Genomic DNA, 22,928 nt, shown 5'->3' with positions numbered 1-22,928 from the left:
CGGACACTTTGAGTTATGGGAGGGTGTTAGCCAATTCATCTACAGGCATGTATCACCTCACTTCCGACCAATCACCAGACCAATAATCTACGATTCCGACCTCACCAATCCAGAATAACGGTTCAGCTTCATCGGGATCTGTCATCGTCGTTACCAACTCGATTTTTCAAATTAGATTTTCGTTCGAATCTAAATCAATACAGGCTACTATCAGCCTTTCCCCATCTTTGAATTCCGTTTTAGATTCTGCACGAATCCAAGGATATTCGCTCATAGCATCCTCTTCACGTCGGCAATGATCATCCCAATCATGTGAAGGACAGCGCGCCATTGATGTCATTCCTTTCTAAAATTAAAAATGATGGGTGGGAAACAACCTTTTCCCGGACACTTTAGTCTGATAAAATGCTTTCGCCATTACCTGACCACCGGCATTCTGTTTCATCGTTGACCAATTCTTCTAATTCAATTAGTCGCTCTTTCATAATCGCGTGTTCTTTTTTCATGCGTTCGATTTCCCGCCACTCAACCGATGGGTGCAACCTATAAAACCCTTCAACTGTGTAATCATGCTCCGCCGTGTGCGTCACCATTACAACTTGCGACATTTCTCCCGCGTGTGATGATTCAGACGCGCTGTCATTCTCGGCTGCTTTTGAAATCAAACCTTCTTTCGCGGCTTCAATGTCGGGATAGTCGCTCTGAAATTCCCCGCCCTCTTCGAGAACCAAAAAAGGATGGTCCGGTTCATAATACTTGTCACTCATTCGTCCCTCGATTTCTAAATTTGATTTAAAATGCTGTCTGGTAAATAACATTTTCCCAGACACTTTCTGCCGTAAATTATTGAGAGTCGCGCAAAACCGCTTGCTCTAAGGGAGTCAAATCCCAGGCGGCCAGAACGACATAAAGATTTTTACCAAGGTGCTTCAGCAGCATGGGATCGACCGGGATTGTCTCCCACTCCGCCTCCCAAAGAATGTGATAGTTCGACAGCTTAGCACCCGGTCTCAATGAGGGGGGAATACTTGGAACAACCGCACGTAAAACTTCTCTGCGCCATTGTTGATCGTTATCAGTAGGAAAGGTATTTCTAGGAAGTACGACGCATCTGCTTTTCGCTGGATGCCAGTCAGAGTTTGATGAAAATATCGGCTTTTTAAAACCAGCTTCTCTTTTGGTTGTTGTCCAGCGAAACCAACAAAGCTTGGCGTCGGCCCTGACGATTGCCAGTTTAGGACGTTCAAGGTGATCGACTCCCGCATTTTGCATCGTCGCTACGATGTCGATTACCTGGTTACCTTTTGAGAGTTCACGATACGCGTTTTTGAGAGCCTCATATTCAATGCAGTGCCGTTCTTTCACAGCCTTCATGTATTCGGCGTATTTCTGTCGAGCGATAAGGTGTTTTTCTTCAATGGTTGTAACTTCCATAGCTACTTTCCTTTTCTAAAAATGATAAAAATGTTGTCTGGTAAACAGTCTTTTACAAGACATTGATCCGCGATCGCCATTCCATCAGCGACCGCAGATAAAAAATTAACCAGGCAATCCGTTTGCCTGGTCTCGAAGTGCCTCCAACAAAGTGACCCGATAGAAACCAGGTGAACGATGCATGTCCGGATTTTGGGCCAGTGCCCGGACAATGATCGGTTCACAATGAGTTTTCACGAAGTCTAGGAGCTCGTCTCGTTTCAATCGGTCCAGCTGGGGACCGTACTTACGTTCCAGCTCTTGCTGGGCGCGTTGATTCGCTTTTCGTTTTGCCTCACGTTCTGCCGTTTTCTGTGAAGCCTGGCAGCCTTGCTTTTGTGCTTCAGCCTGCCGTTGCTGTTTGAGAAATTCGTCAGATTCCGGAGGCCAGCCTTTCGAGGGATCTTCACCAGGCAAAGCCTCACACACGCGTTTTTTCAGTGCACCTGGACCGTACGCGTCAGGTTTCGATCGAGCGTATTGAATCAGCTGTAAAACATCATCGAGCGAACAACCACGGGCCAGGGCCGTTTCGATGGCTTCACTCGCGAGACCCACCCCCATCAAACGCAATTCTTTTTCCACCGCCACCCGCTCCGGCGAAATCGTTACGAGCGCTGTATTGGAGGGTGGTGGATTAATACGTGAAAGCGGTATAAGGAGGGACGGGTCACCGTGACCCGGGTCAGGGGGTCTGTGTGACCCGTCGGACGGTTCAGGGTGACCCGGGTCAGCTTCAATTTGACCCGACGCTGAATTAACGACTTGCGACGATTCATATTCCAGATCAGGAGCTGGAGTTTCTGAATTCTCGTCCGCTTGATTGGGGGATCGGACAGGAGCCGATTTTACAAGCGGTTCGCCATCAGCGATAGATTGAAGATTCGACCAGATCAACTGGTATTCATTCGCCTGCTTGCCCTGTGAGTTGATCACAGGTGTTTTATGAAGCAGATCATACTCGATGAGGTTAGCAACGCCACGTTTGGCAGTTGCCCTGGACATATGGAGGAAAGCAGCGATCTCGTTATAAGTCATCGTGACCACGGCTTGATCGCGGGCGCAATCATCGATTGATCTGAGTACCAGGAGCATACGGGAATTAAAGATGTTACGCCGCATGATCTTATTAATGATGGCCAGTTTAGCACCACGTTTGAAATTAAATTCAAGTTGTTTTTGATCCGTCATTTTTGAACGTCCTGTTCACATTACGCGACTTGTGGTTCCGGTTCCTCTTCAGTCGGTTCATGATTTAGTTCATCTCGGATGATGATGACATCTTCCGGTGCTTCTATTCCTACTCGAACAACACCAGGTCTGATTTGCAAAATTTGGATATAGATTTTGTCGCCTATCTTGATTCGTTCTAAAACTTTTCGACTTAAAACTAACATTTCAGACTCCTTTCAAATGGTTGATAAAAATCATTTTCAAACAACTTCGATTCTTGAGAGCGGAATCGCTCTTAGTTCACCTTCAACGAAAACGGCCGCTGTTTCGAGAAACGCGATCGCCTTCCATGTCGTCTTGCTCATCCCGTCCGGATCCGCGTTGCGATCGCGCCCCTCGGACCAATAAAAGACTTCCGTTCCCGGAGAATAATTCGCGTTGAAATCATCAACCGCTTTCAGAGCTTCAGCCCGTTTTACTCTCCAGAGTTCGATCGCTTCTAAATCAGTCATGACGATAAATCACCTTGATCCGTGACAAAGGGATTCGGCCGGCATCGGCCAGGAGAATGTAGCTTGTTTCACCGACAGCAAACGCGCTTGATCTTGTCACCGTGTCAATCCATCCGTTCTGCCGATTTCCGTTCCAGTATTCAACGGTGGTACCAACTTGATGAATGGAATTAAAAACACTCGATTCGAGCTGGGCGTCTTTTGTCTTTCTCTCAATGGCCGTTAACACAACGTTCTCCTTCCTTCATTCAGTGACAACGAAAATCTGAGCTCCCTCGACCTTGATTACTTCTCTAATACCAGCTGAGAAAAACCCGTCCGGAATGATTGCTTTATCGCGAGCTTCTACCTCAGAGTGAGCATTGATAGAAAGAATTTTGTTTGTAGGCTCACCCTGTAAGCTGTCTGATTTCATCAGCAAGATTTCGAATGTTTTCATGAGTTCAGCTCCGTTAAAAAAGAAACATTCAAACGCGAAATGCCCACCGATCGAAATCTCGATCGATGGGCATTTATTAGGGACAACGTGCCTACGTTGAAAGGAAAACGACGCGGCCACACGCTTGATAAAAATGAGTTAACCAGGTTTAAGCGTGTAACGTGAGGATGAACGACCTCCGCGTCGTTGGAATTTTTTGTTATGCGGGAAAACGCAGAATATCCGGATCCGGATCGTCGTCGGGATTGGATGAAGTTTGAAATGCGGCCGGTTGTGGCGTTGCCAATGCTTCCTCGATCAAATGGTTTGAAACGTTGGCATACGAACGCCTGGTTGTTTCGACCGATGAATGACCGAGCATTTCTTGCGCAGCTGCAGGAGAGCGAACAAACAGATTCGTTCCGCACGTCGACCGCAGTTGGTGAAACGTGAAATGATCCTCTCCATCGATCCGCGCGGCCATTTGGATTTTGTAAAACTGACCATACAGTTGTTTGAATCCTTTGGGTTTGGGAAAGACCAGTTCGCGATCGGACCAAATCAATTGGAAATGATCGATCACTGATTGATGGAGCGGTAGCCGGCGTTGTTTCCCTGTCTTTTCCGCGTCGAATGTGATCATCCCCTTGTCGAGGTCGACCTCTTTGATCGTCAGATCGAGAAAGTCGTTTCGTCTCAATCCCGTGTTGTAGAGAAACACGACAACCGCGCGCCACCAGGCAGCCGATCCAAATTCGAAATTCGGCCAGGTCGCAACTGCGCACGCCTCGTAGATCGCGTTCAATTGTTGATCGTTGGCCACGCGGGGAATCTTTTCGTTCTCCTTCAGTGGTTTGATCCACACAAACTCTTTGAGAATTCCGAGGCCTTCGCGATTGCGAGGACCTGGGGGACCGAGCCGATTCATGATCGCGAGAATATGACGCCGTAATTTGTTGAACGTTGGTGGCGTGTGATCTTCCATGAACGCATTGCGAAAGGTTTGCAGGGTTTTGTTTTCGATGTCGAACACTTCCGGATCGTCGGTCAAGGCTTCCCAATGGCCGAGCATGTTTTCGTAACATTCCAGCGTGCGCGGTTTGAGATCTGGGGATTTGTAATGCTCTAAAAAAGCCTTTCGTAACGTGAGACGATCGGAATCGATCGATGAAGTTTGAGAATTTGAAATCATGGCAGCTGTCCTCTTTAGGAATAGGTACAGTTAGCCCAAACAGATCAATCGTGCCTGCTGATAAAGTTGATCTGTCCTCACTCCGTTGTGCCTCCTTGTAGGCATTGTTTGTTAGATCCTGAATCGTGAATGAACAAACGCGATCCTTCCCAAAGAAAACTATCCAATTTTCAACCCTCTCTTCTTCACAAATTCTCATACTATTCCCTCCACAATCGCGATGCGCGTACGTTTAGCGCAACGATAGGGATCGTGAATTTTTCAGGGGTTGAGAAAAGCGGGCCGGTTGATCAAAGCGCGTAAAGCGCAACGATCAACCGGCTGAAGTAGTTCTGGAAACGTGCAAGCAAAGCAGCAAAGAACCCCGCATAAAAACTCAACTCCAAAGATCGGCTAATGCCCAACAGACAAGGGCCGACCCAACGAACGAATTAAAAAGTTGTTTTAGACGTTCGTAAGGTCTCGATCTTCGAGCAGAGATAAACGGCTAGAAGAGTAGGGTGAGAAATCTCACGGACGTCTGTTATTTATTAGCGAGAGTCAGTTTGCGCAGGGAGATTTCAAAAAGTCAATATTGAGTGGGGGAGAATTTAGAAAATTGCGGAAAGACCTTCCACGCAGAATTGAATATTAGAAACGTTGACGCGAGAGAATGTGCTAACAAATAACAGACGTAAACAGCTCTGAAAGAGCTTGCTTCGAAATGTTTTTCATCTCGCGTCAACGTTAATCTAGATTCGTGTGAGGTCCCGGACTTTAGATCCGGTACTTCATTTCTCAGACACCGCAACTAGTGAAAAACACCAGCCGAATCAGTGTCATACTCAAGCGAGGCCGACGGGACTTGAACCCGCAACCCCCGGATCGACAGTCCGGTACTCTAACCAATTGAGCTACGGCCCCTCGCAGGTGGTCGGAAATAATAGGCAATCATTTTCGTGAATGCCACTTATTCGACACAAAAATTCATGAGAATGTTCGAATTCTCTCATTTTAACTCATCTGACTTCTGTCTGAGTTCAACACCCAATATAACCAGACAGTAAAGGTACGACAAGTCATATAAAAATCGTATCTTATGAATCGGAATTCTTACCTAAACACATTAAAAATAACACGTTATTTCGATCAAAAATCCAAAGTTGGCAACATCCTCTGGTTAGTCTGTAATTGTTGTACGGTAAAAATCATTTGCAGCGGCTACACCAGCACCAGGACTAAGTTGGTAGCCAGCATGTAGCAGACATTGATCCAGTGCGGCCAGAAACATGAGCACGTTAGACCCCCTGCTGGTTTCTCCCATTAAACCAATCCGCCAGGTTTTACCCTTCATTGGGCCTAATCCTCCCCCAATTTCAATTCCAAACCAATTTAAAAGCTGGCTACGAATAGCAGCGTCATCGATCCCCTCAGGAATTTTGACCGCATTGAGCATCGGTAATTGATGGTCTTCCGCGACGGCAAACTGAATTCCCATCGCTTGCAAGCCTGCTTTCAACGCACAGTGGTTTGCATAATGCCGGGAATATCGGTTTTCCATACCTTCTTCGAGAACCAATCGCAGCGCCTGATGCAAACCGTAGTTCATATTGATGGGAGCAGTATGATGATACGCACGTGAACCTCCCCAGTAGGAACGAACCATCGACATATCTAAATACCAACTGGAGACCTTCGTCTTACGGGCATCCATGGCAGCAACAGCACGTGAACTAAATGTGACGGGAGCCAAACCAGGAGGACAACTGAGGCACTTTTGCGTGCCACTATAAGCGGCATCGATATTCCATTCATCGATTTTGACAGGCATTCCGCCCAGTGAGGTCACACAATCGACCAGCAGCAGTGCGCCTGCATCATGTACGACATCAGCCAGTTCTTTGAGCGATTGTGCGGCACCAGTCGATGTTTCAGCATGTACAATTCCCAAAACTTTGGGTTTTTCTTTTTTTACGACTTCGGCAATCTCTTCTACTGAAAACACTTCACCGAACTCACGGGTAATCTCAACTACTTCAGCTCCGACCCGACTGGCCACATCAGCCATCCGACCGCCGAATACACCATTCGTGCAGACAACCATTTTGTCACCCGGTTCGATCAGGTTCACCACGCAGGCTTCCATTCCTGCGCTCCCGGTACCACTCACCGCCAGCGTCAGTTCATTTGTAGTATGAAAAAGCGTCCTTAACATTTCCTGGAGCTCATCCATGACTTTCAGAAAGTAGGGATCAAGATGGCCCACAGTAGGTGCTGCCATCGCGGTCAGTACACTGGGAGCAATATCACTCGGACCAGGTCCCATCAGTGTGCGGCGAGGAGGTTGAATAGGACTGTGAAAATGATGTTCGATTGTCATTATATATACTCTTTATGATTGATAGAAACTTTGAATCAATTGACTATTCTAATTACAACAATAGCAGGAGTCGCTTACCGTTTTTCAGTCACCAGACGGCTGATCTGTTTAAATTCATCCGTCCCAGCAACTTCACACCACTCAAATAAAATTGATTCCGTAGTAGTGATCTGCGCTCCCGAATTTTCCATACGTTTGATCGCCACTTTCCAATCGAGCTTATTTCGACTGGCAACAGCATCAATGGGAATGATAACGCGATAGCCTGCTGCTAACAAATCCAAAGCAGTCTGTTGCACACAGATATGTGCTTCGACCCCGGTCAGCACAATTTTTACACGACTATCAATCGTGTTGGTAATCGAACCCCAACCTAAGCATTCTGCACCGCTGAAGCGAACCTTTTCTTTTGGTTCCGGCAGTAGATCTGCCAATTCCGCAACAGTGGGTCCCAGACCTTTAGGATATTGTTCGGTACTACTGATGGGAATTTGAAAGAGATTTGCAGCTTGCGCTAATTGTTTGATCCGAAACACAAGTTCTTCCGCTACAGGAATGACAGGCACCAGCTTTTCCTGCACATCAACGACGACTAATTGACATTCCTGATGAGAAAGTAAATCAATACTGCGAGGGAACGAAGGGGAAGTCTCTGTCATGTGCTGACCTGATTAACGAAACGACAGCGGAATGCTCAAGATATACTTAATCATCATTGAAGAATCCGTTATTTTTATAAGATCTGAACTGCATAGTAGAGCGAGTGGTAAAAGAAAGAATCAACAGCGAATCTGCTTTCGAATTCCATTCCGCATTGATAAAATACAGTTTCAAAGTTGTACCCTAACAAATTGGTAACATATAGTGAAGCACATGAATCATCTCAATTTTTTTGCCCTTGGTCTCAAGCGACATTTTCTTTTACTCTCTGGAGTTTTACTGCTTCTCCCAATCGGAACAGGAGATCTTTCGGCTGACGAACAGCAATCGGCCTTACTCAAACAATTTGTCAAAGAGCTGGTGCCGATTACACCAGGCAAAGGAATCTTTCCCCAATCATTTCAAATGGGCTCTACAAAGGGACTGCCAAACGAAACACCTGTCCACACAGTCATCTTCACTACTGATTTTTGGATTGGTAAGTATGAAGTGCCACAAAATCTTTATGAATCGGTCATGGGCAATAATCCCAGCCGCTGGAAAGGACCTCGCAACTCTGCTGAAGAGTTCGATTGGCGTACGGCCAATCAATTTTGCCAGAAATTAACCCAGCTATTGCGAAAAGACTCATTAATTAGACCCGATGAGGAAATTCGACTGCCTACCGAAGCCGAATGGGAATACTGCTGTCGCGCGGGAACGACAACGGAATACAGTTTTGGCGATCAAGCACAAAAAACAGGCGATAAGGGTAAACTCGCTCGTATTCTTGATGAATATGCCTGGCATACTGGCAATGCAGCGGGCAATGATCCCCCGGTGGGAGCTCTGAAACCGAACCCGTGGGGACTGTATGATATGCACGGTTACCTTTGGGAATTCGTGGCAGATCCCTGGCACGATAACTATAAAAATGCACCCAAGGACGGTCAAGTTTGGGGGACTGGAACCCCAGAATCGCCGCGTGTGATCCGAGGCGGAGCGTGGACTGACCGATATGACTATCTCAGATCTGCATTTCGCAGAAAAGTAAGTCCAACAACTCATAGTCCAGCATTGGGTTTACGTTGTGTTAAAGCAAAAGTTAAAAAATCGGAAAACTAGGCTCTACGAATTGCAGGAGTGTCGCGCCGGTGATACTCTTTTATATAGTTTGGGCCACTTTCGACAGGAAATCAGAAGTTTTTTGCTCAAGTGAGATCCTGTTCGTGTTGAGTTACTTCATTCACCTCAAGTCGTTTCTGTTTTTAAAGTATGTAAATAAGGCGAGAAAGTTTGTCTCCCATGAGTTCAGAACAACCACCAACTGAAGAAATCAAGGCCAGCGAAGAAACACCAGATACGAATCCGTCGGCAGATCAGGGTCCGAGCGATAAGGATCAAATCGTTGAAGAAGCGAATGCGACCGAAGCTGCTGCCTCCACGCCGGTGACAGAACCGCAGCCTGAAACGACTCCTGAGCCTGCACAAACAGCAGAAGAAAACAGCGTCCCGGAACAAGCGACGGAAGCTGAAACACCAGAGAAAGAACCAGTCGCCAAAGAAGAACGTAAAGTTCAATTAAAACCTAAAGTCAACCCGGAACAGTTTAAAGCCGTTCCTTCACTTGGTTCCGGTGGTCCACCTCAGCAGCAAACAAAAGATGGCGAACAGGGTGACGCAGAAGAGCTCAGTGAACAAGAACTTCAAGAAGCGGCTCTGTTACAGATTGCAGAAGCAGCAGAGCCTGTTGATATTCCCCCGGAAGTCGATGATATCGGCCAGGATCTGGAAGCAGAACTGGCAGCCGCTTTATCTGATCAGGGAGCACAGGAACTTCCGAAGACTCTGACTGACGAAGAAATTGCAGCAGAAGCAACTGAGGAAAGCACCACAGCAGCGACTCAACCCGCAGCACCAGCTGATGAAGCAAGCGATTCGCTCGCAGAAGGGGATCGGCTCAAAGGAAAAGTTGAATCGATCAACAATGATGATGTCTTCATCGATTTAGGAACTCGTGCTCTGGGAGTTCCGGGTATCGTTCCACTAAGACAATTTGGTGACAAGGCTCCTGAAGTTGGCCAAGAGGTCGAAGTCAAAATCACCAGTATCAAAGAAACAGAAGGACTTATTGTACTTTCACTACCACGCGGACGTCATAAGCCTTCCGGAAACTGGGATGCTGTTTCTGCAGGACAGGTTGTGGAATGTGTTGTGAATAAATCAAATAAAGGTGGTCTTGAAGTCAATGTGGGAAGCTTGAGAGGCTTCTTGCCGGCAAGTCAGGCTGACCTCTATTTTGTGGCAGACCTGGAACCGTTCGTAGGGCAAAAACTGACCGTTCAAATTACGGAGGTCAATCCTAAGAAACGAAATTTGGTCGTAAGCCGCAGAAAGTACCTGGAAGCAGAACGGGAAGAAATTCAAAAGGAACTCTGGGAGAAACTCGCCGTTGGTCAGGAAGTGACCGGGACCGTCAAAAATATCAAGAACTATGGTGCGTTCGTCGATATCGGAGGCATTGATGGATTTCTGCATATCGGTGAGATCAGCTGGAATCGCATTAAACACCCTAAAGATGCACTTAGTGAACAGCAGCAGATCAATGTAAAGATCCTCAAGATCGATCGCGAGAAGAATCGTATCAGTCTGGGAATGAAACAATTGCAACAGGATCCCTGGTTAGCGGCAGAGGAAAGTTATGCCAAAGGCTCTACCGTCACAGGAAAGGTCACGCGCACCACTGACTTTGGTGCCTTCATCGAGCTTGAACCGGGCCTGGAAGGACTAGTCCATATCAGCGAGCTGGATCACCGTCGTGTCAAAAGAGTGACAGAAGTCCTAACCGTGGGACAGGAAACATCGGCAAAGGTGCTTGAAGTAGATCTGAACCGCAAGCGCATTAGCTTATCTTTGAAAGCCCTTATTGATAAACCGGAAGCCCCTGCGGAAGAGCAAGCAGAAGCACAACCCGCCTACGAACGAAAACGGAAAGGTCCACTACTGGGCGGTAATGCAGGTGATCCAACCAGTGGAAGCGGCGGCGGACTGTTTGGAAACCCCACCGATTACAAATAGTTGTTGCTTTCTGCTTTTAATTCATTATGAAATCAGAAAAAGAGTTTGTCAGTCAATGGCGAACTCCTTTTTTTAAGCGGTTCACCATTCAACTTTTTTATCCCCAAAACTACGCGATGATGTCGTGTACAACACGTGTCGGAAACTGATGAGTGAGCCGTTCACCCAAGCCGTTACGTTCGTAAACCAGCTTTTCGTGGTTCATACCTAAGAGATGCAAAATGGTGGCGTGCCAATCCTGGATACTGACTCGATTTTCTACGGAAGCATATCCCACTTCGTCGGTATTGCCATAAACCAGTCCCTGTTTCACTCCACCGCCTGCCATCCAGGCTGAGAAACCATAAGGACCATGATCGCGTCCCGCCACCTGCATTTTCGATTCAGAGGTAATCTGCGCGGTCGGCAAGCGGCCAAATTCTCCTCCCCACAACACCAGAGTGGAATCTAATAAGCCCCTTTGCCTGAGGTCTTTCAACAAACCGGCAATGGGAAGGTCTGTTTGACGACAGGCACTACTCAGAGATTTTTGAATATTCTGATGGTTATCCCAGACTTGGCCGCGCGTATAAAGTTGAACAAACCGAACCCCATTCTCAACCAGCCTTCGGGCCAGTAAACAACGTCTTCCAAAATTGTCAGTTTCTTTCTCGTTAATTCCGTACATGGAAAGTGTCTGCTCGGTCTCTTGTGAAATATCCAGCGTTTGTGTTGCCTCCAGCTGCATGTTCGCAGCCATCTCATAATTGCGTATCCTGGCTTCTAACTCCTGCTGACCAGGACGTTGACTCTGATGCATGCGGTCTAACTGCTTGAGCAACCGTTGTTTGGCCTGAGCAACCTGTTCGGATTCGGAATAATCAGGTGCCAGATTCAGCAAAGGTGAACCGGTGGCTTTCATCCGTGTTCCCTGATAAAGGGGCGAAAGATACGCCGACATCCAGTTATCCACATTATTGACTGGCAGGCGATTACTGGGGTCAGCCAAGACTACGTAAGCGGGTAGATTTTGATTTTCATTACCCAGGCCATAAGTAATCCAAGAGCCCAGGACGGGGTGACCGGGGAAGGTTTGCCCCGATTGCAGTTTGTAGATGGCCGGTTCGTGGTTGGGATGTACGTTATACATGGAACGAATTATCGTCAGCTGATCGACTTCTTCCGCGATGTGAGGCAACGCTTCAGAAACCCACGCACCCGTTTTGCCATACTGCTGAAACTTGAAAGGGCTCTGCATTAATTTTCCAGTACGGTCTTTTTCAAAAACCGCATTTCCGGTCAATTCTCGAGGAGCCGTTTTTCCATGAAACTTTTTCAGCGCCGGCTTAGGATCAAATAAATCAACCTGACTGGGACCGCCTTGCATGCAGAGATGAATGACCGATTTTGCACGAGGTGTGAAATGAGGTCGTTTGGGGGTCAGGTCTTCAGGGATTCGATGTATGTTATGCTGCTTCTGATTCTCAGCCATCAGGTTTTGCTGACCAATCAATGAGGTCAACGCGACACCATACAGCCCATCTGTCATGCGGTCGAAAAAACTTCGACGCGAGATGGCAGCCATGATCGAATTTTGGTTTGAGGAGGGAGGCATGGATTTTCAATCAATATAAAGAAACTCGGCTGAGTTCAGTAATACGTGACAAAAATTAGCTAGACCATCATGGGCCGTCTTAGTCGATTGATTCTGCTTCTTAGCCTGTTCTGGCTTGCTGGCAACCAGAGGCATTGTTGCTTCTTTGCTTTGGTCTAAGAGACGTAACGATGCCAGAGCAATCTTTCTTTCCTCGGGCAATGGATCGCGCTGAAATGCAAGTTGATACACAGCATCTATCTGTTTCTTCGGATCATCACCTGTCTGAGCCTGAACCCGTTTGGCAAACAAAGCCGCAATGTCATACACCATTTTATTATTCACGAGAAGTAAAGGCTGAGAAACAACGGTTGAGTTTTTACGAACCGTGCAGTTCGGATTCATTTGTGGAAGATCAAACACTTCCAGAAATGTCGGCATTTCTTTTCGTCGGTGTCTGACATAAACGCTTCTCCGCCACCCCTGTTCGGTTCGCTTTGAAGTCACCAGACCATCCGAACGAACTTCCACATCAACCGGTGGACCAAATGGTGTCTCATCAAGTTGTCCCGCAGTAAAAATGAGCGAATCTCGCAGTTCTTCTGCTTCCAGCCTGCGTAAGGGCATGCGGGAAATCAGCCTGTTTTCCGGATCTCGCTTTTGATGGAGTGAAGTGATAGACGAAGATTGGCGATACGCACGCGACGTCATAATCAAACGATGTAACTGTTTGAAACTCCATCCATTTTTTACAAAGTTCACAGCCAACCAGTCGAGTAGTTCCGGATGACTGGGTGGAGTGCCCAAGGCACCAAAATTATCGAGGCTCTTTAAAATTCCGTTTCCAAAATGTTTATTCCAGATACGGTTGACGATCACCCGTGAAGTCAATGGATGATCAGGCTGAGTGAGCCAGCGGGCGAATGCCAGCCTGCGCCCGGTTTTGAAAGTTGTTTGTGTGATTGGCTCGATATGATAGGGCGAGATTCCATCCGCAATGGCAGAAGGCGTTCCGGGCTGCACAAGGCGTGTGGGTTGATTTTCATCACCACGACGATAAATATAAGTCGGCGAGGGACGACCACGGTCCCATAATGCTCGAATCAAATTGGGAGTCTTCAATGAAGCAGTTCGCTTTTTCAGTTCTTTATCGAGCACCTTCTTTTCTTTTTTAGAGAGCTCCTTGTTTTTGAGCTTTGCTTTTAATTCCGCAATTTGTTTTTCAATGGGTGCATTGTATTTGTCGATTTCCTTTTGTTCCTGCTCAGGGATCACCGTTAATAATCGGCTACGGGCTCGTTTCCATTGATTGCTGAATGGTTGTGGTGTCATCCAGTCGTATTCGTCGTAAGCACCCTTGAAGATTGCCATCATCCTGTAATAGTCTCGTTGCGGAATCGGATCGTATTTGTGGCTGTGGCAACGCGCACAATTCATCGTCAATCCAAGTACACCACGAGCGAGTACATCGAGTTCGTCCGAAATCACTTCCATGCGGTCTGAAACCCGGTTCACTGGATTCGCCGAGGTTCCATCGGGGGCCATGCGCAAAAAACCGGTCGCCACCAGTTTTTCAATGACTTCCGGAGTCGCATTTTGCGGGTTCGCATAATCCACCAATTCATCGCCCGCCAACTGCTCGGTGAGAAAGACATCATAAGGTTTATCCTCACCGAAAGAACGGATGACATAATCACGATAGCGGTAAGCGTATTTCCGAATCAAATCGGCACTCCGCTTTCCTTCGGAATCAGCATAGCCAGCTAAGTCTAGCCAGAATCGCCCCCATTTCTCCGCATAGCGGGGAGACTGTAACAAACGGTCTATCAGGTTCTCATAAGCCTTTTCACTCTCATCAGCGAGGAACTCCTGCACTTCCCTCGGAGTGGGAGGTAAACCTGTTAAGACAAATGTCGCACGGCGAATGAGAGTGCGCCGATCCGCTTCCGGAGCATAAGACAGTTTCTGCGCTTCTAATTTTCGAAGAAGAAAAGCATCGATTGGATTTTTAACCAGCGACTGATGAATCACAGTCGGAGGGTCGACTTGCTGAGGAGGTTGAAACGACCAGAATTGGCGATCTGCTTTTGAAACCAATGGATCCTGATCATAGCGGAACTCCTCAGCTTCCACTTTCACTTCTGAGAGCCCCTGGCGAATCCATTTGGTGATTGTTGCCAGTTCTTCATCAGTCATCGGCTCAATGCCAGCCCGACTGATTTCCCCCTTCGGCGGACAGGTCTTCTCGACGATATACTTAACCAACAGACTTTCAGCTGGTTTGCCTGCGATGACTGCCGACCCTCCTTTGCCTCCTGTGAGCATTTTGGTTTTGGAGCGAACATCGAGTCCTCCCTCCTGGTACTCGGGACCATGACACATGACACAACGTCGGTACAAGATCGGGAGAACATCGTGTTGAGTGAGTATGGCAGGCGCATGTGCTTCGGGGCTCTGCTGAAACTTCAATCCTGTGAGAATCCACTGACGTATTTTGGAGAGCTCCTGTTTCGATAATGGCTTTGAACCTTCGGGAGGCATCTGGCCCTCATGCAAGTATTCAAACAACAGGCTCTCATCTGGTTTGCCCTTGACTAATCCCGATCCCGATTCGCCACCTTTCAGTAGATTTGCAGGAGAACTCAGGTCAAATTCTGCTTTTCGTGTTTTCTGATTGTGACACTTGACACAATGTGCCTGGAATATTGGTTGAATATCAACTTCATAAACAATGCTTGTCGACCGAGCAGTTTCTGTAGAGGTCTCTGTCGAGTAGACAGGTAAAGGTCTGGCGATCAAGACAATCAGACAGTTGAACAGCAAAAATAAAAGTCGATGCCGGGAAACAACCATGACTGAATGTTGCTCGTTTATAAAGGAAGGAGACTTGTGGAAGAAGTCTCATTATAACAAAAAACGCATCAATGATGTCAAGCGCGTAAAAATCCTAATGAATATTGAGAACCTTTCCCGATTAGTATCCATCACGGTTTTTCTGCGTGTGGGACGGAATTAGTACAAAACCATGTTAAATTCACAATCTAGTTGACTCTCAAATTTGGGGGAATTAGGATTGAAGTCAGTTGGAGGGGAGCGGATCCCCAAAATTTTACAACACTTTTTTCAGGAACCAGTTTGATGATCAGATCGCGAATCATGAAAGCAGGCGTCCCTATTGTGGCGCTCCTGCTGCTACTCACAGGTAGCCAAATGGCTCAAGCCGGTGTGACCAAGGATGCGGCGAGCAAGTATCTCAAAAATGTACAGAAGGGAAATCCCGATTTCAAATCGGTTGGGAAAATAACCTTTGGACCCAGCGGATTGCTGGTGGTGGCGGACCCCGCGAAAGCGACTGTAACTGTAATTGACACTCATGATCTGGGACCCCTAAAAAAGCTGGAAAAGAAAATTCCTAAAATTGACGTTGCTGTCGCCGCAAGTATGGGGGTTGAACCCTCCCAAATTCAAATCACAGATATGGCTGTGAACTCACAAAGTGGTAAAGTCTATCTTTCCGTTCGCCGTAAGACCGATGGGCAATCTGCCATCCTGGTCATTGACGCGCAAGGTAAGGTCAAAAATTTCGATTTGTCTGAGGTCGATTTTGTGCAGGTTGGTCTGCCCGGTGGTAAGAATTCTAAAATCAGAAATATTACAGGAGTGGCATTGGCCAGTGATCGTCTATTGGCAGCAGCACAATCCAATGCCGAATTTGTCAATAAAATTTATTCGATTCCCCTTCCGATCACACATGGAACTTCGGCTGATATCTACAGTGCCGAAACTTATCACGTGGCACACCGAAAATGGGAAACGAGAGCGCCGATTCAATCTTTCGTACCATATACGAATAAGGGTAAGAACTACATCGTAGGAGCATTTGCCTGTACGCCCATCGCCAAATTTCCGCTGGATGAATTACAGTCGGGCAGCAAAGTCAAAGGGACGAGTGTGGTCGAACTCGGTTCAGGAAATCGTCCCTTGGATATGTTGACTTATGAAAGTGATGGCAAAGAGTGGCTGTTAACCAATACATTTCGTTTCCACTGGAAAAGGAATATGTATGGTCCCAGTAAATGGTGGGGCGTCCGCGTCAATATGGACTACCTCGAAGCGGAAGACGTGAATGAAGATGCCGTTCGGCGAAATGTGAAAAAGAAATCAGGCCCGGATGGAATCGAAATTGTCGATCAGCTTGCCGGTGCTGTGCACATTGATAAACTGGATAAAAAAGAAATCGTCGTACTCCGTGATAATGACGGACACCTCGATTTGGAAATTTCACAGCTTCCTTAATTGATGTTGTGAGTCAGCCATAGACTCTTTCCTGTTCTGTTTTGCGAACAGGAAAGAGTTTTTTCGCTGTTTAATATCAGATTTTCAAAAACGGTCAGCGCTATGATCAAACCACAACAACAAATCGTAGGGAAACATCGCTGGCAGTTTTTGGCTGTACTGTTAATTTGCTGGTGGGGGCTCCAAGCAGAGATTCATGCGAGTAAACCGGTTGAACCGTTTACGTTAAAGATCACTGCAAATCCCAAAGACCCACGACGGTGTCTGGTTGTTGTCACAGCAAATCAATCCGAGTTCTGGAGTTCTCTCAAACAAGCTGATGAACAAAAGCTTCATGAGGTGCTGACGTTCAAATTGCAAAAACAGTCCGGACAAAGTATTCCAGCAATGCTGGGACGTTATCGCATTAAAACAAACCATCTGGAATTCGAACCAGCGTTTCCCTTAGTCCGAGGGACTCGCTATCAAGCAACCTTCGATCCAAAACCGTTAGAGTTATCTGCAAAAACGAAGGCGAAATTACTTCAAGCCGAATATTATATTCCATTACCCAATCTCAAGCCCCCTCGTGTGCTGGCGATTTACCCTTCGGGAAAGAGGCTCCCCGCGAATCACTTAAAATTTTACATTCAATTCTCCGAGCCAATGCAGCAGGGAGAGATTTTTGAGTATTTTTCTCTGTTCAACAAAACTCAAAACAAACAAGTCCCCCGTCCATTTCGCCATACCGAACTCTGGTCTCCCGATGGTAAACAGTTAACACTCTGGTTTCATCCGGGGAGACAGAAAGCAGGAGTCAATCTGAACGTCGAACTGGGTGCGATTCTGAATGAGGGAGACGAGTACGAATTGAAAATCGACCCAAAGTGGGCCGCATTATCGGGGCACGCACTGGGAACACCCGTTTCGAAACCGTTCTCAGCAGTCGCCATTGATGAACGTCAGCCATTCGTGAAAGACTGGAAATTAAGCGTTCCCCTCAAGGGAACACGAAAGCCACTCATTTGTAAACTGGGCGAGCCTCTGGACTACGTACTACTCAAAGATCAGATGAAAGTGCAGACAGAGCAGGGGGCCATTGTCAAAGGACAGATTCAACTCAGTCAACATGAGTCCGTTTGGCGGTTCATACCAGACAGACCGTGGCAGGCAGGTCACTATCGACTGGTTGCAGGAACCGTGCTCGAAGATCTGGCAGGAAATAGCATCGAACGTCTTTTTGCCATTGATGTATCGAAAAGAAAATCGAACGCTCCGAATGCGAGTGAATCTCGCTCTCTGGAGTTTACAATCACTGATTAACCAAGTTCCGCAATCGGACCAGCAGGACCATCGACCAATGGTGTAGGACGTCCACCCGGTTTGATCCAGTGACCGTAAGGGTCGATGCCCAATTTTTTGAATACGGTAGCACCGAGGTCTCCCGGGCCTAATCGTCGTTCTGCGATTTCGCCACCGCGTCGATCTGTGGCACCAATGACTTGACCGCCGGGAACGCCTGCACCGGCTGCCAACATCGACATCACCGGAGTCCAGTGACCACGTCCATTGGTTTTGGTCATGACCGGACCACGGCCAAATTCACCAAGTACCAGCACTAGCGTCGAATCGAGCAGCCCTCGTTCATCAAGGTCGCTGACCAAAGTGGTGATCCCATGATCGAGAACTGGCAACATGGGTTTGAGACCTTTCTCAATGCCACCCCATTTCACTTCATCACCATGATGGTCCCAGTGTCCCCAGGCATCACTCATCGTAATGAAAGTCACACCCGATTCAACAAGCCGACGCGCCAGTAACGACTTCTGTCCAAAAGAGTGGCTACCATATTTTTCTCGAAGCTTCTGTGGTTCGCGGTTCAGGTCAAATGCTTTCGCAACTTTTCCTGACAACACCATATCGTAAGCTTCCTGCACGTAACGATCCTGCAATGAAAGTTCAGTCGAGAGATCCGCATGCTTTCGGAGCTGATCAAACTGGCGACGTAATTCGTTGCGGTCATTCAATCGGGAGGTTTGAACTCCGGCAGGCATGCCAAACTTACCTGCGGATTTCACGCCATCCAATGGTTCATAACGATGCCCTAAATGGCCGGCACCGTAAATATCGGATTTCATGCTGTCAGCCAGCGCTACAAAGCCTGGCATCCCGGGCACGTTTGGTCCACGGAATTTGGCAGCCACAGATCCCATCGAAGGATAACCTCCGCCATCGCGATTGTCGTTCGTTCGACGCGACTTGGGATTAGCAGCCTGGAATGTTGTTGGTGTGTGATTGCTGGCCGTGGCATCCATAGAACGAATGATGGCAAACTTATCCATCATCGCTGCCTGCTTCGGCATATGCTCACAAATATCAATTCCATTCACCGAGGTGGAAATGGAATTAAAAGGACCACGAATTTCTTTGGGAGCTTGCGGTTTTAAATCCCAGGTATCCAGTTGACTGGGTCCACCAGAAAGCCAAATCAATATCACCGACTTGGCTTGGACCTTCTGATCTACTTTCGCTTCAGGAGAAGCCAGCGCCTGTTGCTTAAGCAATTGAGGGACAGAAAGCCCGGCAATTCCGGCCATACCCATTTGCAGAAACCAACGCCGACTCCCCACGTGAACCAGATCGCTACCCGGCGCGAAATGAGAAAATGAGCTTCCACCGGCGTGATGAAGTTGGTGTGGATTGTTTGGGAAACTGGTTGGTTGAGACATCCGAACTCTCCCATATCTAAAATCGATGATCGATTATTAATTAGGATTAGATAAAAAATGGTCTCACATTAAAACGCTTGACTTCAACTGAGACAGTTCTTTATTTAGTACCTATGTGGCGAGTAACTTAGGTAGGAAACTTTATATATTAGCATATACAAATATGATCGGAAAGAACAACCGGAACTCCGCATGTATTTATTGAAAAACAGATCAAAATGAACACATGCACACAATTCTGTCGTGCATAACACACATAATCTATTTATCTATTTTTCATCCGCAAATTCTGAGTCAATAGTTTTTCAGACTAAGTCAACTTGAGAAGTTTAATGGCATTTTCGCGATAGATTTTAGATCGAACATCAGCAGGAAGTTCTATTTTCTGGAAAAGTTCGAACTGGGGAACATGTTGCCCGGGGGCCAGATAATCAGTTCCGAATAGAATGCGATCCTGTCGACGAATCAAGAATTTTGTGCCGAATTCCAGATCACGTGAAATGGAATTCGCACCGGAACCAGCAGAAAGATCACCGTAGAGATTTGGATAGCGGCTCATTAAGTCATCGATGGCACCTCCCGGTTTGACTTTGGACTTAGGATAGCCACCCAACTCCTGCTGAGTGAGACCACCGGAAATGGAAGCCCACCAGCCAGGACCATGTCCAATGAAGTTTAACTCGGGAAATGTCTTGAGTGCATTTTCCAAACGCTTGAGGCCAGGAACATCCTTGCCACGAATGTTATCGATGTGAAACAGCAAAGGAATACCTACTTCCTGACATGCTTCATAGACCCGCATCATCAGAGGATCATCGAAATTCAGACCGACTTTATGTTCGCCAAATCCTTTCGCCCCCTGATCAGCCCAACGTTGAATCATATTCACTAAAGATTTGACACTCCCGGCATGAGTCGTTCGAGGGTCGACCGAGCAAAAGGGAATCAATCGATCGGGATATGCTTTGGCGGCTGCTAATGCTGACTCGGTCGTTTGCAGATACATGGTTGATTCTGGAGAAGTCAGTGGCAGCACAACGGATTTTTCGACCTGAAACTGATCCATCCATTTCAGCAAACCTTCCACGGAGAGATTCTTTTTAGGATCGGTATACGTACCAATATGCGTGTGCATATCAATGAAGCCCGTACCTGCTTCAATTTTCGGTTCTGCTGCGAGTGCTTTTTTGGTTGCCCATTGTCCGGTCACACAGCCGAGTCCAGCGAGTGCAAGTGATTTGGAAAATTCACGGCGGGATAGATTCATGCTTGATTCCAATTTCTATTCGGTATCGGTTTGATACGAGTCGTCTTACTCCATTCAAATCAACATAGTCGGGAATTACAAGTAGGCAAACCCGTTTTTACCTGGGAACGCGCCTTCGATTTTCGAATTTGATTTGCTTGACCCCTTTTGGTTTTTGGTTGGCTTGTTGAATTCGTGCCTGTAATATTTGGGATAATTCGTCCCGCAACTGCTTTGTTTCAGGATCATTTGCCAGATTTTTCATTTCAGCGGGATCTGTATTGTGATCATAGAGTTCTACTCCTTCTTTGCCCGCCTTTCCCCATTCCGTATAGCGGTAGCTCGGCGTACGGATGCTGTAACCGTTTGCGTATTGTGTCAAAGCGGTTTTACGAGAAGACGCTGTGGCATCTTTCAGAGTTGGTACCTGACTGACACCGGAAATCGAAGCCGGTGCTTTCAAACCACATAGTTCTGCCAGTGTGGGATAGAAATCGACCATTTCAGCAGGAGAAGCCGCAGTCTGTCCTTTGGCTAAGACGCCGGGACCGGCAATAATCAAAGGCACATGAGCGGCATTTTCAAACAATGTTGTTTTCTGCCAATACCCGTGTTCTCCCATGTGGTAACCATGATCGGAGGTGAAAACGACGATCGTATTCTCATCGAGGCCTGTCTCTTTGAGAGCCGCAAGAATGTGACCAATCTGTGCGTCAGCGAAGGTAATCGAAGCGTAGTAGGCCTGAATGGCCTGTCGCGCTAATTTGTCAGGCAGATTCACCTGATTTTTTTTGCGCAACAAACTCTTGCGGGCAGGTGGTGGAATCGTATCAAGGTATCCTTTGGGAACTTGGGGAACGTTGATCTTCTTAGAAGGGTACATCTCGAAATAGTTTTTCGGAGCCACGTAAGGGGTATGCGGTCGGAACAATCCGACAGCCATGAAAAAGGGAGTCTTCTGGGCGGCATGTTTTTTGAGTTGCTGGATGGCAATCTTGGCAGCGATACCATCGGTCTGTTCTGCATCGGTCCCCTCAGCAGCCAGCCAACTTAAAGTTCCACCAAAGCTGCCGGGAGTCAGACTGAAAATTTTGTCTTCATCATCCACATCACGGCCACGGGGATTGAAAGTCAGATTCCAGGAATAAGGGTCGTCGTGCCCACTGGTTCCGATGTGTTTGGGAACATTATAGTGGTAAATTTTCCCCACACGTGTGGCGAAGTATCCATGATTGCGAAACATTTGCGACATCGTCTGGACGTTGGGAACATGTTCTCGAATGTAGATGGCGTTACGATGAATCAAAGTTTGATCAGGATAGAGGCCCGTCATAAAAGAAGCGCGGCTCGGTCCACACAAAGGAAACTGACAGTACGCGTTCTGAAACCGCACTCCCTGTTTCGCCAGTTGGTCAATATTAGGAGACTTCACTTGAGGATGACCATAACAGCCAAGGTCACAATTCAAATCGTCACAAATTAGAAACAGAACGTTGGGTTTCGTTTCTGCCGCTGACGTAGCCTGAGTAGTGCACAGAAAAAATAGCGCAAGATAAGATACACATGTGATAAATGGACTAAGACTACGAATCATTAATCATCTCCATTGAGGCTAAGGGAATCTCAAACTGTTATCTCAATCCATCCTAGCAGAGACTTGACCCGATTTCAGTAAAGAATCCTGATCGTAGCGAGAGTTTTTAAACAACCGGCTGAACAGCCGCAGACTAGCGATGGGCTTTTGAAATGTAGGCTTCCATCACACTCAAAGTTTCGGGGCTGACATGGTGTTCAATGCCTTCCGTATCGGTGGCTGCGGTTTCTTCACTCACACCAAGCGCAATCAAAAAGCTTAAGACAATTTCATGGCGACGCCGGGAATTTTTCGCCAGCTTTGCTCCCTGGCTGGTTAATTCTACTGGACTGTAAGGCTCAGTCGTGACATAACCATCCCGTTGCAGACGAGCCACCGTTCGATTCACGGTGACGTGACTCACGGCAAAATGCTCGGCAAGATCTTTAACCCGGCAAACGTCCTGCTCTTCGAGGATTTCCGCAATCGCTTCGACATAATCCTCGGCAATTTCCGTGGCATGATCGACACGTGTGCGTTCGTGCTGATTCTTCGGTTTTTGCTTTTTTGCCATCCTGAATCGCCTTAATATCATTGATTATATGCGGGGCAATATCATAACGTCATTTCTGGTCATTTTACAGTCCAGACGATTGGGATTACGCGTGACAGAAACAAACCATCTGTT

General features: G+C 47.1%; 21 protein-coding genes and 1 tRNA gene. 4 read left to right on the top strand and 18 right to left on the bottom strand.

All coding sequences use genetic code 11. The features are described 5' to 3' along the window. Positions 1 to 166: 166 nt before the first annotated feature. The 12 genes from V144x_RS28275 to V144x_RS04665 all read right to left on the bottom strand — a co-directional run bounded on the left by V144x_RS28275 (position 167) and on the right by V144x_RS04665 (position 7,786). The gene (locus tag V144x_RS28275) at positions 167 to 331 is read right to left on the bottom strand and encodes a hypothetical protein (protein WP_197998758.1); all 165 of its coding nucleotides are present in this window, start codon (positions 329 to 331) and stop codon (positions 167 to 169) included. 61 nt (positions 332 to 392) lie between these two features. Further along, on the bottom strand, positions 393 to 767 hold the full coding sequence (locus V144x_RS04715) for a hypothetical protein (RefSeq protein ID WP_144982128.1): 375 nt from the start codon (positions 765 to 767) through the stop codon (positions 393 to 395). Between the two features lie 76 nt (positions 768 to 843). Next, positions 844 to 1,434 carry a hypothetical protein gene (locus V144x_RS04710; protein ID WP_144982125.1) on the bottom strand — a complete coding sequence of 197 codons (591 nt, stop codon included), beginning with the start codon at positions 1,432 to 1,434 and terminating at the stop codon, positions 844 to 846. Between the two features lie 105 nt (positions 1,435 to 1,539). Further along, complete coding sequence (locus tag V144x_RS04705) at positions 1,540 to 2,664, bottom strand: hypothetical protein (RefSeq protein WP_144982122.1); 1,125 nt, start codon at positions 2,662 to 2,664, stop codon at positions 1,540 to 1,542. Positions 2,665 to 2,684: 20 nt separating this feature from the next. Continuing rightward, positions 2,685 to 2,870 (bottom strand): carbon storage regulator, encoded by a 186-nt coding sequence (locus tag V144x_RS04700; RefSeq protein WP_144982119.1) that lies wholly within the window; start codon positions 2,868 to 2,870, stop codon positions 2,685 to 2,687. Between the two features lie 36 nt (positions 2,871 to 2,906). Continuing rightward, positions 2,907 to 3,158, bottom strand: coding sequence for a hypothetical protein (locus tag V144x_RS04695; RefSeq protein WP_144982116.1), 252 nt, complete (start codon positions 3,156 to 3,158; stop codon positions 2,907 to 2,909). Continuing rightward, positions 3,151 to 3,387 (bottom strand): hypothetical protein, encoded by a 237-nt coding sequence (locus V144x_RS04690; protein WP_144982113.1) that lies wholly within the window; start codon positions 3,385 to 3,387, stop codon positions 3,151 to 3,153. The genes V144x_RS04695 and V144x_RS04690 overlap by 8 nt, the downstream gene beginning before the upstream one ends. Before the next feature lie 15 nt (positions 3,388 to 3,402). Next, positions 3,403 to 3,597 carry a hypothetical protein gene (locus V144x_RS04685; RefSeq protein WP_144982109.1) on the bottom strand — a complete coding sequence of 65 codons (195 nt, stop codon included), beginning with the start codon at positions 3,595 to 3,597 and terminating at the stop codon, positions 3,403 to 3,405. Positions 3,598 to 3,796: 199 nt separating this feature from the next. Beyond that, positions 3,797 to 4,768, bottom strand: a complete 972-nt coding sequence (locus V144x_RS04680; protein ID WP_144982106.1) for a tyrosine-type recombinase/integrase — start codon at positions 4,766 to 4,768, stop codon at positions 3,797 to 3,799. Between the two features lie 829 nt (positions 4,769 to 5,597). Beyond that, positions 5,598 to 5,671 (bottom strand) — tRNA-Asp (locus V144x_RS04675). A 256-nt stretch (positions 5,672 to 5,927) separates the two neighbouring features. After that, positions 5,928 to 7,127: a pyridoxal-phosphate-dependent aminotransferase family protein gene (locus tag V144x_RS04670; RefSeq protein ID WP_144982103.1), complete on the bottom strand. Its 1,200-nt coding sequence runs from the start codon at positions 7,125 to 7,127 to the stop codon at positions 5,928 to 5,930. A gap of 74 nt (positions 7,128 to 7,201) precedes the next feature. Beyond that, positions 7,202 to 7,786 (bottom strand): isochorismatase family protein, encoded by a 585-nt coding sequence (locus V144x_RS04665; RefSeq protein WP_144982100.1) that lies wholly within the window; start codon positions 7,784 to 7,786, stop codon positions 7,202 to 7,204. A gap of 214 nt (positions 7,787 to 8,000) precedes the next feature. Between V144x_RS04665 and V144x_RS04660 the strand changes: the two genes are divergently transcribed. Together V144x_RS04660 and V144x_RS04655 are read left to right on the top strand one after the other, a co-directional pair. After that, positions 8,001 to 8,891 (top strand): formylglycine-generating enzyme family protein, encoded by an 891-nt coding sequence (locus tag V144x_RS04660; RefSeq protein ID WP_144982097.1) that lies wholly within the window; start codon positions 8,001 to 8,003, stop codon positions 8,889 to 8,891. A gap of 180 nt (positions 8,892 to 9,071) precedes the next feature. Then, positions 9,072 to 10,844, top strand: a complete 1,773-nt coding sequence (locus V144x_RS04655; protein ID WP_144982094.1) for a 30S ribosomal protein S1 — start codon at positions 9,072 to 9,074, stop codon at positions 10,842 to 10,844. A gap of 109 nt (positions 10,845 to 10,953) precedes the next feature. Here the strand turns inward: V144x_RS04655 and V144x_RS04650 are convergent, their stop codons facing one another. Together V144x_RS04650 and V144x_RS04645 are read right to left on the bottom strand one after the other, a co-directional pair. Beyond that, positions 10,954 to 12,408 carry a DUF1501 domain-containing protein gene (locus V144x_RS04650; RefSeq protein ID WP_232102714.1) on the bottom strand — a complete coding sequence of 485 codons (1,455 nt, stop codon included), beginning with the start codon at positions 12,406 to 12,408 and terminating at the stop codon, positions 10,954 to 10,956. A gap of 36 nt (positions 12,409 to 12,444) precedes the next feature. Then, positions 12,445 to 15,270 (bottom strand): PSD1 and planctomycete cytochrome C domain-containing protein, encoded by a 2,826-nt coding sequence (locus tag V144x_RS04645; RefSeq protein ID WP_144982088.1) that lies wholly within the window; start codon positions 15,268 to 15,270, stop codon positions 12,445 to 12,447. Positions 15,271 to 15,555: 285 nt separating this feature from the next. Here V144x_RS04645 and V144x_RS04640 point away from each other — a divergent pair, with 285 nt between their 5' ends. Next, positions 15,556 to 16,713, top strand: a complete 1,158-nt coding sequence (locus tag V144x_RS04640) for a hypothetical protein (protein WP_144982085.1) — start codon at positions 15,556 to 15,558, stop codon at positions 16,711 to 16,713. A 102-nt stretch (positions 16,714 to 16,815) separates the two neighbouring features. Continuing rightward, entirely contained in the window at positions 16,816 to 18,015 is a 1,200-nt protein-coding gene (locus tag V144x_RS04635) for a hypothetical protein (RefSeq protein ID WP_144982082.1), read from the top strand. Here the strand turns inward: V144x_RS04635 and V144x_RS04630 are convergent. The 4 genes from V144x_RS04630 to mntR form a co-directional block, all read right to left on the bottom strand. Next, positions 18,012 to 19,421 carry a DUF1501 domain-containing protein gene (locus V144x_RS04630; protein WP_144982080.1) on the bottom strand — a complete coding sequence of 470 codons (1,410 nt, stop codon included), beginning with the start codon at positions 19,419 to 19,421 and terminating at the stop codon, positions 18,012 to 18,014. The genes V144x_RS04635 and V144x_RS04630 overlap by 4 nt on opposite strands. A gap of 310 nt (positions 19,422 to 19,731) precedes the next feature. Beyond that, positions 19,732 to 20,688 (bottom strand): amidohydrolase family protein, encoded by a 957-nt coding sequence (locus V144x_RS04625; RefSeq protein ID WP_144982077.1) that lies wholly within the window; start codon positions 20,686 to 20,688, stop codon positions 19,732 to 19,734. Between the two features lie 97 nt (positions 20,689 to 20,785). Then, positions 20,786 to 22,261 (bottom strand): sulfatase, encoded by a 1,476-nt coding sequence (locus tag V144x_RS04620; protein WP_144982074.1) that lies wholly within the window; start codon positions 22,259 to 22,261, stop codon positions 20,786 to 20,788. Positions 22,262 to 22,394: 133 nt separating this feature from the next. Next, positions 22,395 to 22,814 carry a manganese-binding transcriptional regulator MntR gene (mntR, locus tag V144x_RS04615; RefSeq protein ID WP_144982071.1) on the bottom strand — a complete coding sequence of 140 codons (420 nt, stop codon included), beginning with the start codon at positions 22,812 to 22,814 and terminating at the stop codon, positions 22,395 to 22,397. Between the last annotated feature and the right edge of the window lie 114 nt (positions 22,815 to 22,928).

It is taken from the genome of Gimesia aquarii, from assembly GCF_007748195.1.
Classification (GTDB): domain Bacteria; phylum Planctomycetota; class Planctomycetia; order Planctomycetales; family Planctomycetaceae; genus Gimesia; species Gimesia aquarii.
Note: the sequence above shows the minus strand (reverse complement) of the source record. Positions and strands in the feature narration are given on the sequence as shown.

Coding starts and splice junctions, on each gene's coding strand:
- V144x_RS04625 (WP_144982077.1), bottom strand. CDS start 20,688: ATGAATCTATCCCGCCGTGAATTTTCCAAATCACTTGCACTCGCTGGA.
- V144x_RS04670 (WP_144982103.1), bottom strand. CDS start 7,127: ATGACAATCGAACATCATTTTCACAGTCCTATTCAACCTCCTCGCCGC.
- V144x_RS04665 (WP_144982100.1), bottom strand. CDS start 7,786: ATGACAGAGACTTCCCCTTCGTTCCCTCGCAGTATTGATTTACTTTCT.
- V144x_RS04685 (WP_144982109.1), bottom strand. CDS start 3,597: ATGAAAACATTCGAAATCTTGCTGATGAAATCAGACAGCTTACAGGGT.
- V144x_RS28275 (WP_197998758.1), bottom strand. CDS start 331: ATGGCGCGCTGTCCTTCACATGATTGGGATGATCATTGCCGACGTGAA.
- V144x_RS04645 (WP_144982088.1), bottom strand. CDS start 15,270: ATGGTTGTTTCCCGGCATCGACTTTTATTTTTGCTGTTCAACTGTCTG.
- V144x_RS04680 (WP_144982106.1), bottom strand. CDS start 4,768: ATGATTTCAAATTCTCAAACTTCATCGATCGATTCCGATCGTCTCACG.
- V144x_RS04700 (WP_144982119.1), bottom strand. CDS start 2,870: ATGTTAGTTTTAAGTCGAAAAGTTTTAGAACGAATCAAGATAGGCGAC.
- V144x_RS04715 (WP_144982128.1), bottom strand. CDS start 767: ATGAGTGACAAGTATTATGAACCGGACCATCCTTTTTTGGTTCTCGAA.
- mntR (WP_144982071.1), bottom strand. CDS start 22,814: ATGGCAAAAAAGCAAAAACCGAAGAATCAGCACGAACGCACACGTGTC.
- V144x_RS04655 (WP_144982094.1), top strand. CDS start 9,072: ATGAGTTCAGAACAACCACCAACTGAAGAAATCAAGGCCAGCGAAGAA.
- V144x_RS04640 (WP_144982085.1), top strand. CDS start 15,556: ATGATCAGATCGCGAATCATGAAAGCAGGCGTCCCTATTGTGGCGCTC.
- V144x_RS04650 (WP_232102714.1), bottom strand. CDS start 12,408: ATGGCTGCCATCTCGCGTCGAAGTTTTTTCGACCGCATGACAGATGGG.
- V144x_RS04710 (WP_144982125.1), bottom strand. CDS start 1,434: ATGGAAGTTACAACCATTGAAGAAAAACACCTTATCGCTCGACAGAAA.
- V144x_RS04705 (WP_144982122.1), bottom strand. CDS start 2,664: ATGACGGATCAAAAACAACTTGAATTTAATTTCAAACGTGGTGCTAAA.
- V144x_RS04695 (WP_144982116.1), bottom strand. CDS start 3,158: ATGACTGATTTAGAAGCGATCGAACTCTGGAGAGTAAAACGGGCTGAA.
- V144x_RS04635 (WP_144982082.1), top strand. CDS start 16,816: ATGATCAAACCACAACAACAAATCGTAGGGAAACATCGCTGGCAGTTT.
- V144x_RS04630 (WP_144982080.1), bottom strand. CDS start 19,421: ATGTCTCAACCAACCAGTTTCCCAAACAATCCACACCAACTTCATCAC.
- V144x_RS04620 (WP_144982074.1), bottom strand. CDS start 22,261: ATGATTCGTAGTCTTAGTCCATTTATCACATGTGTATCTTATCTTGCG.
- V144x_RS04660 (WP_144982097.1), top strand. CDS start 8,001: ATGAATCATCTCAATTTTTTTGCCCTTGGTCTCAAGCGACATTTTCTT.